A 15,083-nucleotide genomic window follows, 5' to 3' on the forward strand; every position below is an offset into this window, starting at 1 on the left:
AAGAATGATCAAGCGCGTGCAGATTTTAGCCATTCCCGGCGTTCAGTTGCTCGACGTTTCAGGGCCATTGGACGTTTTTGCCGAAGTGAATCAGCAATTAGGTCGCAAGGTGTATCAGCTTGAGGTGCTGGCGCTGGAGCAGTTAAAGATTGTTACCTCATCCGGAATTTGTTTACTGGCTGAACGTCTTCTTGACGATAACTGTGATGAATCAGTCGATACCTTTCTTGTGGCAGGTGCGCCAGACATTGCGCAGTTTTCCCCTTCCCAATCGCTGCTTGAGGTCATTGGCCAGCGTGCCTCAAACAGCCGTCGCTATGGTTCGGTGTGCACCGGCGCCCTGCTTCTGGCTGCTACGGGCCTGCTCGATGGTCATCGCGTCACCACTCATTGGTCAGTAGCCGAAGATTTTGCTCGCCGTTTTCCGCAGATACAGGTTGACGCCGACGCGATTTATATTGCCGAAGGTCCCCTTAGAACCGCCGCTGGCGTCACCTCGGGTCTGGATCTGGCGTTGATGATGGTGGAGGAGGATTTTGGGCGCGACGTGGCGATGTTGGTCGCCGCACGGCTGGTGATGTTCTTTAAACGTCCGGGCGGACAAATGCAGTTCAGCCGTTCAGGACGTACGTCGTTAAGTGGCCGTTCCGCGTTGCAAGATTTACAACGCTGGGTTATCGCCAATTTAACCCAGCCGCTGTCAGTGCAGTCGATGGCAGAACACATGGGGGTCAGTCCTCGCCACCTTTCACGTCTTTTTACGCAGGAGATTGGCCTGACGCCGGGTGAATGGCTGGAGCAGGAGCGAATTAACCAGGCGCGTTTTCTGCTGGAGTCATCCGAACTTTCTCCCAAGCAAATCGCCGACAGGTGCGGCTATTCGAGTATTGATATCCTGCGCCGTGCTTTTCATCGACAGCTTAAAACCAGTCCGGCGCAGTACCGCAAATATTATCATCATCAAGTGGGAACCTGAGAAAGCGGACTGTCGGCGTACTCCACGGCGACGGCCTGAAGCCAACGGCAGAAAATATCGGCTTTGCGATTCGGTTTTTGCCTACGCAGGGCTACGTAACTCAACCCACTTTCGATAAATCCGCTGGGGGCCTGTAATCGTCCTGTCTTCACGTCATCTGCCACCAGTGGCCAAGGTGCAATGGCCACCCCCAGACCGGCAATGGCGGCCTCGAGCATAAAATAGAAATGTTCAAACTCGCCCGCGTCACTGCCGCGTGGATTGTCGTTTGCCAGCCGCCGCCAGTCGGCCCATGCACTGCGTCTCGATACGGTATGCAGCAGTGCGGAACCGTTACTCAGTGAGATAGACGGCGCGTGAACAGGTCCGAACTTTTCGTTGAACAACTCAATAACGTCAACGCCAGGCGGCCAAGGGGCTTTCCCCACGCGAACCGCGACATCAACGTTGTTGCCAATCGGGTCAGACGAGGTGCCAGAAGAGTTGAGCCGTACGTGAATGCCGGGATGCGCGGCCTGAAAATGATGCAGACGCGGAATAAGCCAGCGCATAGTAAAGGTACCGGGACAAGACACGTCCAGCGCGCCTTCATCGCTGTCAGCAATCTGACCGATGGCGGCTTCCATTTGGTCGAAGGCGGCGGTTAAGGCAGGTAACAGTGTTTGGCCTGTTTCAGCGAGCCTTGGTGCATGTTTTGAGCCCTCGAACAGCGCCACGCCCAACCACTCCTCAAGCTGTTGCACCTGTCTGCTGACGGCACCGTGTGTCACGTTTAACTCCTCCGCACCTTGCTTAATCAGGCCAAGACGACCTGCGGCTTCAAACGCCCGCAGTGAATTTAACGGAGGTAGCCTTCTTGCCATGTGAATTTTCCTCACTTTGTTCATCCGAAGAACTCGATTAACTGCGATTAAATCACCGAGTAAATTGGCATGCAAAGAATAAGTCAGCATAAAAAATCACATAGCAGGAGAAAAATATCATGATTTATCTGGCCATTGTTTTTCTAGGCGCCTTCGCAGGTTTCGTCAGTGGGATTATCGGCACGGGTGGCTCGATCATTCTATTGCCGATTTTATCGTGGAAGTTTGGGCCGCAGGTGGCGGTGCCCATCATGGCGGTGGCGTCTATTATGAGCAATTTATCGCGGGTGATAATTTGGCGAAAAGAGATTAACTGGCGTGCCTGTTTTACCTACTCCGCGTTGGCTATTCCAGGTGCCGTGTTGGGGGCCAATACGCTGTGGCGCATGCCGGAAAAAATCTCGGACCTGTGTATCGGCATCTTCTTCCTGCTGCTGGTGCCACTGATGTACTGGTCGCGTAAGCATAATTTACGGCTCAATACCTGGCAGTTGGCGAGCTGTGGACTGGTGGTTGGATTTCTCACCGGCATGGTATTTTCAACCGGGCCAATGACAGTGCCTATCTTCTCAGGCTACGGGCTGGTGAAACAGGGGCTGATCGCCACAGAATCAGCGGCATCGTTTATCGTTTTCGTCACCAAGACTTCGACTTTTGGGGCCATTGGTGCCCTGCCGCTGTCGGTTATCCTGTGCGGGTTATTCGTGGGCGCGTCGCAAATCAGCGGCATCTATCTGAGTAAAGGGCTGGTTTCCCGCATGCCTACCCGCCTATTTCACCTTTTAGTTTCAGCAATGATGGTGGCTGCGGGCATCTCGATGGTATGGGACGGTATTACTGCGTAGTTGAGGTGTCGGCTGCAAGAATATGACGACGGAAGCAGTCTGGATGGTGGCTATTGATAATGCCGGTCGCCTCCATCCAGGCATAAACAATCACCGGTCCGACAAAGCTGAAGCCGCGTTTCTTCAACTGTTCGGATATTTCCTCCGACAGTTCGCTGCGCGTTGGAACCGGACCCACATGCTGAATAGGTTTCCCCCCCACCCAGGCCCAAATCCACTGCGAGAAGTCTTCGCCCGCTGCCTGCATGCGTAAATAGGCGCGAGCGTTATTGATCACTGCCTTAATTTTTTGGCGCGAGCGAATGATCTCCGGATTAGTCACCAACCGTTCGATATCGTCCTCATTGAAGACGGCAACTTTCTGCGGATCAAAGCCGCAAAAGGCTTTTCTGAATCCGTCGCGCCGGTTGAGAATGGTACGCCACGACAGCCCTGCCTGAAAGCCATCGAGCATCAGTTTTTCCCACAGTGCGCGGCTATCGTACACCGGAACGCCCCATTCGCGGTCGTGGTAATGTTGCATCAGTGCATCGTTTTTGGTCCACGGACAGCGTACCGGCTCAGTCATCAATTGAATCCTTTAAAAAGCGCTGCGGGCGATAGGCTTTCAGCTCTGCCACCGGCTGGCCCTGAATCTCCTGCGTCACCAGACGCGCCAAAAGAGGTGACAGCGTCACACCACTGTGAGTGACTACAGTGTAATATCCTGTTATTCCAGGCGTCGGGCCAACAATAGGATACCCGTCAGCAGGAAGCGCACGAATCCCCATACGCGCTTGATAATGCGCCGGTTTCAACGCTGCAAGTTTCGGCCAGATGGCCGCGGCTTTACTGATAATATCGGCGGCCAATTCATTAACCCGTGACTGAGGCGTAGATTCATCGATGTCATACACCCCTTCATTCGGACAAAGCAGCGTAACGCCTTCTCCGTCTGGTCGACAATGAAACAGCGGCGTAGCCAACACGTGGCTGACCGGCACAACATCGGCAGGCACGCGGATCAGAATACCGGTGGTTGGCGCAAGCGGGGTCGCCAGTGGATTGGCATAGGGCGCTTTGTCTGACCAGCGACCGCTGGCATTAATGGTTAAATCTGCCTTATGTAATGTGCCGTCAGCGGTTTTAACACCCGTGACAGTGTCACCCACCTGGCTGATTTCAACCACTTTGCTGCCGGTAACAATCTTGGCCCCTTCTTCTGCACTGGCCTGCAGCAGCTGTTGAATATACTGGCGAGTATCAACCCAGCCTTCTGAAGGGAACCAGCCAATCGCCCCTTCATTGCCATTGAGATGCAGTGCAGGCTCACGTTGCTGCAACTGCTCCGCGCTTATCCATTCGGCAGGATAGTGAAAATTTTGCAACTCATCAACGTTGTCGCGCATCGCCTGTTGCTCATTCGCCGCCCGCCATTCAAGACCGCCGATTAAATTAAGCCATGATGCGTGACCAAAACGTCTAGCCAGGTCGCGGTGTGCCTGCATGCCCGCGGCATTGAGACGATGATAGCCTTCCGGCGGCTTGCTGTGGGCGTTTATCCAGGCGAACGAATTAGCGCTGGTGCCTTTACCGGCTTCTCCCGCCTCCAGCAGTGTGACGGCAAACCCTGCCTGGGTCAGTTCCCAGGTCAGTGATGTACCGACCATTCCTGCACCAATTACGATAATTTTCATCAGTTCTCCAGAATTTTGCGGGTCTGCACCAGACTCAGTGCGGGATAAACGGTTTGAAGAAAATCTTGAATAGTTAACTTAATCAATAAAGTAGCCAAGCGAGCGTTGAGGTGCAACATTTTTATCCTCACCGGTGCAGGCAGCACACATGTCATCTGGGTGTCATAAATCACCTTTAGGGTGACTGCACATCAATAAGTCCCAAAGAGGATAGTCCCCATGAATCAGCCTGCCTGTTTGCCGGTAGTGCTCGCCTGTGCCTGCCACTGCGGAAAATGCTCCGCTCTGGAGAACAAATGAGCCCTCAAAAAACCCAACCTGCCGCTATTCGCGTACAGCACGTATTCCATCACTTTGCCACGACACCCGTTCTCAATGACGTGTGCCTTGACGTGCCAAAAGGCACCATCATGGCGCTGCTCGGCCCCTCCGGCTGTGGTAAGAGCACCCTGCTGAAACTGCTTGCCGGGCTGTTGCATCCCGATGACGGACAGCTCTTTTTTGGTGAACATAAGGTAGTTGATGGCCGTTTTAGCCTGCCGCCTGAGCAACGCGATTTAGGCATGGTGTTTCAGGACTATGCGCTGTGGCCGCACTTGAGTGTGGCGCAAAACGTGGCCTTTCCGCTGCAAATGCGCGGTGTGAAAGCGAGTGAGCGTCAACGGCGCACGCTTGAGGCGCTAGACCGCGTTGGGTTGGCCGACTTTGCGCCACGACGCCCAAGCGAGCTGTCGGGCGGGCAGCAGCAGCGCGTCGCCCTGGCCCGCGCCATTGTCGCCGAGCCGCAGATTCTGTTATTCGATGAGCCTCTCTCCAACCTTGACCGCAACCTGCGCGAAAGCCTGTGTGAAGAAATGGCGGTCCTTCTACGTCAGTTAGGCACCACGGCGGTGTATGTCACCCACGACCCGCATGAAGCCAAGGCGCTGGCCCACGGCATTGCCCGTATGGAAAGCGGCGCGATTAAGCGCATCGACTGGCTCGATATTTCTCGTGTTTCTCCCTTTGTTGCATAACTTCTGGTGGATTAAAAAATGCGCATATTGAATAACAAATCTCGACACTCCATTTCACTTAAAACAGGTTTATTGACGGCAATGACTCTCTCTTTTGCACTGGCAACCGGCAGCGCGCAGGCGCTGACTGTCTATACTGCGGGTCCCGGTTCTCTGGCTAAAAAGCTGGCGGCGGGCTATGAAAAACAAACCGGTGTTAAAGTCGATATTTTTCAGGCGACCACCGGTAAAGTAATGGCCCGACTGGACGCCGAACAGGCCAACCCGCAGGCTGACGTGCTGATTTCGGCCTCGTGGGACACGGCGACCAGCCTCGAAAAACGTGACTGGCTGCTGGCTTATGAAAGCCCGAATGCTGAGCACGTTCCCACGCAGTTCAAATCAGCTTATTACGTCGCACAGGGCATATCGGCACTGGGGATAGTCTGGAATACCAAAAGCGGCACGCCGGAGCCGAAAGACTGGCAGGACCTGGCGCAACCATCGTTTAAAGACAAGGTGACCACGCCTGATCCCTCACTGTCAGGCGCGTCGCTGGACCTACTTGAAGGGCTGCAAAATGCGCACGGTGAGCAGGCGTGGAAGCTATTTGGCGACTTAAAAGCCAACGGGGCAATTATTGCCGGACCCAATGCGCAGGCCTTGACGCCAGTGCTACAGGGTGCCAAAGCGGCAGTGTTTGGTGCGGTTGACTATGTCGCTTATAACAGCGTCGAGGCCGGTGAGGCCATCAAGGTTATCTTTCCCTCCAGCGGCACGGTGATTGCGCCACGCCCGATGATGATCCTCAAAAGCACTAAAGAGCCAGCACAGGCGAAAGCCTTTATTGACTATGTGCTCTCGCCCGAGGGGCAAAAACTGGTGGCCGACGCTTGGCTGATGCCCGCACGCGACGATGTGGATGCCAAGCGCCCTCTTTTCAAATCGCTAAAAGTTTTGCCCGCCGATGCTGTCGGCTCCTCAGACCGTAAGCAGGTACTGGATAAATTCGCCACCCTTTTTGCGGCCAACTAGGCCTGATCCGATTGATGTAACCGGCGAAGAAATTCGCCGGTGTCTGGAGCCTCTATGAACAAAAATTCGCTGCTGCCGGTGTTTACTGGCGGCGCACTGCTGCTATTGGTTGCCGTTCCCGTGACTTTTGTGCTGCTGCAGGCCCTATTTCCGCATCTCGATGCGGGCCGTTTCAGCTCACCGTTTAGCGCCTTTGTCAGGCTGTTTACCGACCCACAATTTTCCTCTCTGCTCGGTGGAACCGTTAAACTGGGACTCGGTGTGGCACTGTCTAGTGCGCTGATAGGTATCCCATTGGGCACCCTACGTGGCCTGTTTGTTTTGCCCTATGCCCGTCTTTGGGACGCGCTGTTTCTGATCCCTTTTTTGTTTCCGCCTTATCTTGCAGCGCTGTCGTGGATGCTGGCGCTGCAGTCGCGCGGCTATGTGCAGCAGCTGCTAGGGATTGATCTTAACAACTTTCTGTTTTCGCTGTCGGGTATGGTGTTTGTCATGACGCTTAACGTATTCCCAGTGGTCTATTTTGCCGTTTCGCGCAGTATGGCGGCCAGCGGAAGTCGGCTTGCGGACGTGGCAAGAGTGCACGGTGCCGGGCCTTGGCGGGCATTTATTCGCATCACGCTGCCGCTTGCCCTGCCATCGATGGCCTCAAGCCTGCTGCTGGCTTTTACATTGGCGATTGAAGAGTACGGCGTACCGGCTGCACTGGGCACACGCAGCGGCATTGAGGTGCTGACAACCGGTATAGAACAGCGGTTGGCGGATTGGCCAATCGACATGCCGGGCGCGGCGGGGCTTTCAGTGATACTGGTGGCGATCGCCTGCTGTGCCTACTGCGTACAGCGGGCAATCATCGGTGCAAGAAACGTTGAAACCACCTCGGGTAAGCCGACGGACGCCGTGCCTAAATCCTTGGGGCGCGGGCATTATCCGGTTATTGCATTGTTTGTTATGGTGACTACGGTGGCGGTTGCTTTGCCTCTGGCATCGATGTTGGCCACCGCTTTTACCCGCACGCTTTCAGGTGGACTTTCGGTGGGCAATTTTACCCTGCGCCATTTCGAGGCGCTGTTCGACGTTCAAGGTGACGCCTTGGGGGCGTTGGGCACCAGCCTCAGTTTGGCGCTATTTACCGCATTAATCGTTGGCATTGTAGGATTGCTGGCAGCATGGTTGGTTGTGGCTCAGCGGGTGCGCTTTGCCGCCTGCATTGATGCACTGTCGCTGTTTCCTGCCGCGCTGCCGGGCATTGTGGTTGGCGTAGGGCTGATTTTGGCCTGGAACCGCAGCTTCTGGCCGATAACGCCTTACAATACTTGGGGAATTTTACTGCTTGCCTACTGCTGCCTGTTGTTGCCGTATCCGGTACGCTACGTCAGTGCAGCCATCAAGCAGATTGGCGAAAATCTTGACGCGGCCGCCAGAGTCCATGGTGCCAGTGCGGCGCAGGCGCTGAGGCTGATTATGCTGCCACTGGTTTGGCCAAGTCTGCTGGCGGCGATGATGATGGTGTTTGCCGTTGCCTCACGTGAGCTGGTGACTTCGCTGCTGTTGGCTCCTGCTGGGGTGCAAACGGTGTCGGTGTTTGTCTGGCGGCAGTTTGAGCAGGGTTCGGTTGGCGACGGCATGGCAATGGCCAGTCTGGCCGTGATATTAACGCTGACAGTCATGCTGTTTGCAGTAAGGTTGCAGAACCGACAGGTGCATTAGGTGCCGTGAAATAGCCGCTATTCGGGCGCCGAAGTGGAACTTTTAGCCGCGCGATCGTCATGTCGCCACTCCTTTCTGAGCAGCTTGATGCGATTAAAGGCGTGTCTCGCCAGGCGAAACCACGAAACTTGACGCGGGTCGACCAGCATGCTCAGCGCTCTGGCATAGTCTAGCGTCAGGCCCGGCGTCCAGGCCATGGTCAGCGCTCGCATTCTTATTTGCGATGCAACCCACAGTTCGGGTGTCAACAGCAGAAGTAGCATCACCAGCGGCCCGTTGCCCATCGAACGCGCCACCGCGCCCTCAATGGCCGCATCCAGCGCGCGCGCAACTGTGCTTGAGCAGTTGCGATAGGTCAAATTATAGGTTGAATCCTTTTGATAACGCTGCCAAAACTGATTCAATTTTTCAGCATTATAATTTTTAATCATCACCTGCACGGTTGAGGCACACCACTCTTTTGCCTCAGTTTTGTAGTCCGGCAAAAAGCGGCCCGCTACGTTATTTTCCGGCGTGGCGCGCAGCAGGCTGGCAAACGAACTGCTGGAACGGTCAATCTCATCTTTGGGATAGAGGCTGATATAAATGCCTTCCGGGGATTCAAGTGCAGAATGTCCGGTAGATATGACCCCGTTGATATCCACGGCAGCGATATAACGCCCGACAATCATCTGACCGCGAGCCGGCGCTTTCGAACTGCCGGTTGGCGTCCAGATGTGGACCGTCAACGCCTTGACCGAGGTTGATGCGCTGTCGTTGGTGAAAGAGTTTTCATTATCGATTTTAGGCGGCAGTTTAGAGCCGATAAGTGGGTTTCCGACGGCAATAAACGCTGGATTGACGGTCATTTTTCGCACGCTCATGGCAATGCGCAAAAAGTTAAGACCGGCGAAAAACAGAAATAATCCCAGGAAATACGGCAGCGTGCCAATGTAGTTGGTGGGATAAGGTTGGAAAAAAAACACCGCAAGCAGAATTTCAACCATGCCGCCAATCGCGGCTGCTCGCCAACGGCGGTAGCGCACAACCCACGCTGAAGTGAGCTGCAGCAGCCCGTCGGCCAGAAACAAAAAGCCAAACAGCATCGACAGAATAAAATGACCGTGATGATGACCGGCAAGAATGAGCCCCGCGCACAGCACCACGACCACTCCTTTCACATAGCGTAGGGTCTTTTGCCCGCCCACGCCGGCCCAGGCAACGGTGAGGGTAAAGAAACCGTCGATCATCAACAGCCAGGCAAAGAAGTCGATCGGGAAACTGATCGCGTTATCGAGTCCATCGACAAAAATGGCAATGCCGCTGACCCACCATAAAACGCCCATCGCCATTATGCTACGCCAGCGGTCTCGTAAATAGTCAACGCCAAGCAGCAGTAAAACAAGTCGAGCCATTTTTTTCGCCTGATTATCAAGAAGGTCTGTTACTAATTAAACAGGTGTTTATCTTTTAATCAAACGGAAAAGGCGGGTAAGAGTGGTTCTTTTGGCGGCGTTTTGAGTCAATTACCAGGGAATGGTGGTGCTGTCCCAGCGGGTGAAGGTGCCGCTGGGGCCGTCTGGACCGAGCAAGGCGACGCGCACCACTTCACGGGAGCCGTCTTCAATGGTTGCGGTACCCTGAAAATTGTTCAGCGCCGTTTTGGTAAAACCAGGAGAGACCAGATTAACTTTGATGCCCTCCTCCTCAAGTTCAATCATCATCGCCAGCGTGATGCCGTTAAGTGCCGTTTTAGAGGCGGAATAACCTGGGCTGTAAATATTGCGATAGGGGAAACTTGGATCGGCGTTTAATGCTAAAGACCCCACGCCGCTGGAAACATTGACTATGCGAGCATCGCAAGAGAGGCGCAAAAGCGGCAGCATTGCCTGATATACACTGAGCACTCCGAAGACGTTGGTCTCCCAAATGGCGCGGACCTCATCGATTGAAACATTGCTGGCGCTGTTGATACTGGCGAAGTTTTCGAAGTCGACATTCTCTCTCCCATGCTTCGAAATAGCGGCGTTATTGACCAGCAGGTCCAGGCGACCGAATTCACGGCGAATTCGGTCAGCGGCGGCGGCAATAGACGCACCCTCTGTTACGTCGATCTGCAAGGCTATAGCACCGATCTCTTTTGCTGCGGTCTCACCGCGTTCGAGGTTTCTTGAGCCAAGTAATACGGTGATGCCCTGTGCCGCCAGTTCTTTGGCGACTTGCAGGCCAACGCCTTGGTTAGCGCCGGTAATCAGGGCAATGCGTTTATGTTCAGTCATGTTGTTGTCCTCTCTGTGGGTTTCGATAAATCCAAGATAAACCAGCCAGAGAGGACTGAATATGGTGCAAAGTCCATATTACATGTTTATAAGTCCATTGCTACTATTTCAAAAGCCGGAATAGGCGGCGATAAACTCACCGGCGATCGCCACAGCAATCTCAGCCGGGAGTTTGCCTTTTACATCTGGAAGCCCCACGGGACAACGCATTTTTGCCAATGCGTCTTCGCTAATTCCTTTACCTTGCAGTCGATAATCAAACCTTTTTCGCTTGGTTTCAGAGCCGATCAGGCCAAAATAGTTAAAATCGTTGCGCTTGAGGATCTTCTCACTTAGCGCCAGATCCAGCTGGTGGTCGTGGGTTAACACCATAAAATAGCTGTTGGCGGCCATCTGCTGCACGGTTTCTGCCGGACTTTCGTCAACAATACAGGTAATTTGCGGGTCTACGTGCTCAGGAAATTCGCAGGCCCGCGAGTCAATCCAAGTAATACGGCACGGCAGCATCGACAGAATACTAATCAGGGCGCGGCCTACGTGACCGGCGCCGTAAACGACTACCTGTGGCTGCTGCTGGCACAGCGGCTCAAACAGCACGGTGGCAACACCGCCGCAGCATTGTCCGAGACGCGCACCCAGATTGAATCGCTCCACGCGGCTCTCCTGTGCGCCGTTGCTTAACATTTCGCGGGCGATGGCCGAGGCCTGAAACTCGAGGTTTCCCCCACCGAGGGTGAAATACTGCCCTTCGGCGGTGACCAACATTTTGCATCCGCTGTTGCGCGGCGTAGAACCCTGATGCTCAATCAGGGTTATCATTACGCAGGACTCTCTACGTTGCTGCAGTTGGCTGAGCTGGATTATCCAATCGTCGGTGCGCATAGCGCCTCCTGCAATAACGTGACGCCGCGCAATACGCGCTCTGGCGTAGCCGGCGCGTCAAGCTGGGGATGGATTCGATAATCAGCCACGCTGGCGATGGCGTCTTTGATGGCAGACCACACCGAAATGCCTAACATAAACGGCGGCTCACCCACGGCCTTGGAATGAAAAACGGTGTCCTCGGGATTTTTGCGATTTTCGACCAACTTGACTCTGAGGTCCTGCGGCACGTCGGCAATCGCCGGAATTTTATAGCTCGCAGGCCCGCTGGTTTCTAATCGCCCTTTGCCGTTCCACACCAGCTCTTCCGTGGTTAACCAGCCCATGCCCTGCACAAAACCGCCTTCAACCTGACCGATGTCGATGGCCGGATTTAGCGAATCCCCCACGTCGTGCAGAATATCGGCACGCAGCAGCCGATATTCGCCGGTTAGCGTATCTATTAACACCTCGGAGCAGGCCGCGCCGTAGGAGAAATAGTAAAAAGGATGCCCAGCGGCCTTGCTGCGGTCATAGAAAATCTTTGGCGTTTTGTAGAAACCGGTGCTTGAGAGCGGAACCTGATTAAGCCATGCCTGCTGCACCACCTGCTGAAAGCTGAAATACTGATCTTTTACCCGTACTTGACCGTTGCTGAAACTAACCTCCGCCGTACTAGCGTCGTGGAGGCGCTTTAGCATCTCAATTAATCGTCCCTTGATAATTTCGGCCGCGTTTTGCGCCGCTTTGCCGTTTAAGTCAGCCCCTGATGAGGCGGCCGTTGGCGACGTGTTGGGCACTTTTCCGGTGTCTGTGGCAGTGATCTGAATGGTTGAAAGCGGTACCTGAAATACCTCGGCCACCACCTGAGCGACTTTAGTGTTCAGTCCTTGCCCCATTTCTGTGCCGCCGTGGTTGAGCTGAATACTGCCGTCGGTATACACCAGCACCAGCGCACCGGCCTGATTAAGGAAGCTGGCGGTAAACGAAATCCCAAATTTGACCGGCGTCAGCGCGAGTCCTTTCTTGAGGTATGGACTGTGCAGGTTAAACTGTTTAACCGCCTCACGACGGGCCGCATAGTCAGCACTCTCTTCCAGACTGGCGGTCATCTCATGCAGTAAATTTTGCTCAACCGTCTGAAAATAATGCGTGATATTGCGGTCTTCGGTGCCGTAGTAGTTGATTTTGCGCACCCATAACGGGTCGAGGCCAAGCTCACGGGCAATATGGTCAATTATGTGCTCGATGGCCACCATACCCTGCGGCCCGCCAAATCCGCGGTAGGCAGTGTTTGAAGCAGTGTGCGTTTTGCAGCGATAGCCCGTTATGGTCGCATCCCCCAAATAGTAGGCATTATCGGCATGGAACATGGCGCGGTCGATAATCGAACCTGATAAATCAAGCGAATAGCCGCAATTTCCCGCAAGTTTTATCTCAATGCCGCGGATCTGGCCCTGTGCGGAGTAGCCGACGTCATAAGTGACATAAAACGGATGACGCTTACCGGTGATCATCATGTCGTCCTGTCGAGACAGGCGCATTTTAACCGGCCTGCCGGTGAGATGTGCCGCCAGCGCCGCCAAACAGGCCGTGCCCGCTGCCTGCGTCTCTTTGCCGCCAAAACCCCCGCCCATCCGCCGCATGTCCACCACCACTTTGTGCATCGGCAGGCCTAACACCGAGGCCACCAGTTTCTGCACTTCGGTTGGATGTTGGGTCGAGCTGTAGACCAGCATTGCTCCATCTTCGCCTGGCATTACTGAAGCTATCTGCGTTTCAAGATAAAAGTGTTCCTGACCGCCAATTTCCAGCTCTCCCTGAAGCCGGTTTTGTGCCGCAGCCAGCGCCGCGGCAGAGTCACCACGCTTGTGCTGATGCGGCTCTTCAACGAAGAATTGCTCGGCAAGCGCCTGTTTCACGCTGAGTACGGCGTCGAGTTCACGATACTCAATCACCGCCGCCGCTGCCGCCTGCCGTGCTGCTTCCTGGGTATTTGCCGCAACGACCAGAATCACCTGGCCGTAATATTCGATGCGGTCTTTAGCCAGCAGCGGATCGCCGTGCGTCAGCGGTGCAATGTCCAACTCACCCGGTACGTCGGCCGCGGTGATCACTCTCACCACGCCGGGAATGGTATAGCAAGGCTCTACATCGATACGTAAAATCTCGGCGTGTGCCACGTCGCTGATGCGTGGAGCCAGGTGTAACTGGTTGGGGAACTCGAGCCTGTCGTCAATATATATGGCTTCGCCGCTGACGTGTTTATCGGCGCTTTCGTGTTTCATGCTTTTGCCCGCACCGCTGGACAAACCGGCGCGAAACAGTGCGGCCATCTCTGCCTGTGAAGCAACTGAGGGTAATTTAGACATATTGTGTCACCCGCATCAGCGTATCGGTTGAAGTGGTTTCAATCAGGCAGCGGCGCAGCAGATTTTTTGCCACCTGCATGCGGTACTCTTGACTGGCGCGGAAGTCACTGATCGGCTGATAGTCATGAGTCAGCGCCTGACAGGCACGCTCCACGGTGGCGGCCTGCCACGGTTGACCGATCAGCAGTTTTTCACAGTGCTCTGCCCTTTTGGCCACTGCAGCCATGCCGCCGTAGGCGATAAATGCGTGAGTCACTACACCGTGATTAACCTCAATATGAAACGCGCCGCACACAGCCGAAATATCGTCATCCAGGCGTTTGGACACCTTATACACTTTCAGCGTGCGTGTTGAATCGGCCTCGACGCGGGGAATAAGGATTTGTTCAATAAACTCTCCCGCTTGCAGTGCCGTCTGCTTATAACCCTGATAAAACTGCGCCAGCGGCAGAGTTCGCTGCTGAGAACCGCGACGCAGGCGCAAAGAGGCGCCCAGCGCCAGAAGTACGGGGCCGCCATCACCAATAGGCGAAGCGTTGGCAATATTACCGCCGAAGGTGCCTTGATTACGGATCTGCTGCGAGGCAAAGCGTTCAAGCAGTGCACCGAAATCTGGGAATTCGCTCTCGAGCAGCCCCATGCAATCACTTAACGTTGCGGCGGCGCCGATAATAATCTGCTCGCCGTCGATGAAGGCGGTTTTCATCGCAGGAATATGGCTGAGCGTAATAAGCTGCGTCAGCCGCCGGTGGCGCTGGGTGATCTCAAGTGCCAAATCAGTCCCTCCGGCCACCAGTTTTGCCTCAGGGTTTGCCAGATAGGCAGCCGCCAGTTCCTCAACGGTAGAAGGTAGCAGGTTAAGGTCTTCGTGGTGGCGAATCGTTTGACCCGCGGAGGGGGCAATGGCCTGCAGGCGTTGTAAAGTGACTTTCTCAGCCCGGTCGAACTGATCGACAGGTTGACGCTCACAGGCTTCAAATGCAGCTTCAACAATCGGTCGATAACCGGTACAGCGGCAAAGATTGCCTGAAAGCGCCTGCAGAATATGTTCACGCTTGACCCCGCGCTTGGCGGCCGAGAGGTTTTTTTGCAGTGCAAATACCGACATTACAAATCCTGGCGTACAAAAGCCGCACTGGGAGGCGTGATTATCCGCCATTGCCTGCTGCACGTTGTGCAACTGCCCTTGATGCTTGAGGTCTTCAACAGTAATTAACTGTTTGCCCTGCAAGGCTGAAATGAACGTCAGGCAGGCATTAACCGGCGTATAGCGCAGTGCATCGCCCTGCGGCTCAGCAATAACCACCGTGCAGGCACCACAGTCACCCGAGGCACAGCCTTCTTTGGTGCCACAACGGCCTGCTTCACGGCGCAGATATTGCAAAACCGTCGTGTCTGGCGGCAGAGCGGCTTCTTGTTGCAAATGGTCATTTAATAAAAATTGGATCATAGTCATACCCTGCTCACATTGTTGCTGCCAAAAATTGCTTTC

General features: G+C 54.6%; 13 protein-coding genes. 5 read left to right on the top strand and 8 right to left on the bottom strand.

Annotated features, from left to right (window positions below):
- The first annotated feature begins 4 nt into the window (after window positions 1-4).
- Complete coding sequence (locus GA565_RS12885) at window positions 5-976, top strand: GlxA family transcriptional regulator (protein WP_152198776.1); 972 nt, start codon at window positions 5-7, stop codon at window positions 974-976.
- On the opposite strand, the gene GA565_RS12890 is transcribed toward GA565_RS12885, so the two are convergent.
- Entirely contained in the window at window positions 961-1,839 is an 879-nt protein-coding gene (locus GA565_RS12890) for a LysR substrate-binding domain-containing protein (protein WP_152198777.1), read from the bottom strand. The two genes, GA565_RS12885 and GA565_RS12890, sit on opposite strands and share 16 nt — an antisense overlap.
- A 119-nt stretch (window positions 1,840-1,958) precedes the next feature.
- Here GA565_RS12890 and GA565_RS12895 point away from each other — a divergent pair, with 119 nt between their 5' ends.
- The gene (locus GA565_RS12895) at window positions 1,959-2,684 is read left to right on the top strand and encodes a sulfite exporter TauE/SafE family protein (protein WP_152198778.1); all 726 of its coding nucleotides are present in this window, start codon (window positions 1,959-1,961) and stop codon (window positions 2,682-2,684) included.
- On the opposite strand, the gene GA565_RS12900 is transcribed toward GA565_RS12895, so the two are convergent.
- Window positions 2,674-3,252, bottom strand: coding sequence for a DNA-3-methyladenine glycosylase I (locus GA565_RS12900; RefSeq protein ID WP_152198779.1), 579 nt, complete (start codon window positions 3,250-3,252; stop codon window positions 2,674-2,676). The two genes, GA565_RS12895 and GA565_RS12900, sit on opposite strands and share 11 nt — an antisense overlap.
- On the bottom strand, window positions 3,245-4,360 hold the full coding sequence (locus GA565_RS12905) for an FAD-binding oxidoreductase (protein WP_152198780.1): 1,116 nt from the start codon (window positions 4,358-4,360) through the stop codon (window positions 3,245-3,247). Before GA565_RS12905 ends, GA565_RS12900 begins: the two co-directional genes overlap by 8 nt.
- 296 nt (window positions 4,361-4,656) lie before the next feature.
- On the opposite strand from GA565_RS12905, the gene GA565_RS12910 reads away from it, so the two are divergent.
- The 3 genes from GA565_RS12910 to GA565_RS12920 all read left to right on the top strand — a co-directional run bounded on the left by GA565_RS12910 (window position 4,657) and on the right by GA565_RS12920 (window position 8,100).
- The gene (locus GA565_RS12910; protein ID WP_193311904.1) at window positions 4,657-5,376 is read left to right on the top strand and encodes an ABC transporter ATP-binding protein; all 720 of its coding nucleotides are present in this window, start codon (window positions 4,657-4,659) and stop codon (window positions 5,374-5,376) included.
- 81 nt (window positions 5,377-5,457) lie between these two features.
- Complete coding sequence (locus GA565_RS12915) at window positions 5,458-6,390, top strand: ABC transporter substrate-binding protein (RefSeq protein ID WP_226950963.1); 933 nt, start codon at window positions 5,458-5,460, stop codon at window positions 6,388-6,390.
- A gap of 54 nt (window positions 6,391-6,444) precedes the next feature.
- The gene (locus GA565_RS12920) at window positions 6,445-8,100 is read left to right on the top strand and encodes an iron ABC transporter permease (protein ID WP_152198783.1); all 1,656 of its coding nucleotides are present in this window, start codon (window positions 6,445-6,447) and stop codon (window positions 8,098-8,100) included.
- 17 nt (window positions 8,101-8,117) lie between these two features.
- Here GA565_RS12920 and GA565_RS12925 read toward each other — a convergent pair whose 3' ends face one another.
- The 5 genes from GA565_RS12925 to xdhA form a co-directional block, all read right to left on the bottom strand.
- On the bottom strand, window positions 8,118-9,494 hold the full coding sequence (locus tag GA565_RS12925) for an HdeD family acid-resistance protein (RefSeq protein WP_152198784.1): 1,377 nt from the start codon (window positions 9,492-9,494) through the stop codon (window positions 8,118-8,120).
- A 111-nt stretch (window positions 9,495-9,605) separates the two neighbouring features.
- Window positions 9,606-10,358, bottom strand: a complete 753-nt coding sequence (locus tag GA565_RS12930) for an SDR family NAD(P)-dependent oxidoreductase (RefSeq protein ID WP_152198785.1) — start codon at window positions 10,356-10,358, stop codon at window positions 9,606-9,608.
- 108 nt (window positions 10,359-10,466) lie between these two features.
- Window positions 10,467-11,240 carry a xanthine dehydrogenase accessory protein XdhC gene (xdhC, locus tag GA565_RS12935; RefSeq protein ID WP_152198786.1) on the bottom strand — a complete coding sequence of 258 codons (774 nt, stop codon included), beginning with the start codon at window positions 11,238-11,240 and terminating at the stop codon, window positions 10,467-10,469.
- Window positions 11,219-13,591, bottom strand: a complete 2,373-nt coding sequence (gene xdhB, locus GA565_RS12940; protein ID WP_152198787.1) for a xanthine dehydrogenase molybdopterin binding subunit — start codon at window positions 13,589-13,591, stop codon at window positions 11,219-11,221. The genes xdhC and xdhB overlap by 22 nt, the downstream gene beginning before the upstream one ends.
- A complete protein-coding gene (gene xdhA, locus GA565_RS12945; protein ID WP_152198788.1) occupies window positions 13,584-15,041 on the bottom strand; it encodes a xanthine dehydrogenase small subunit in 1,458 nt (485 codons plus the stop codon). The genes xdhB and xdhA overlap by 8 nt, the downstream gene beginning before the upstream one ends.
- Between the last annotated feature and the right edge of the window lie 42 nt (window positions 15,042-15,083).

It is taken from the genome of Rouxiella sp. S1S-2 (assembly GCF_009208105.1).
Classification (GTDB): domain Bacteria; phylum Pseudomonadota; class Gammaproteobacteria; order Enterobacterales; family Enterobacteriaceae; genus Rouxiella.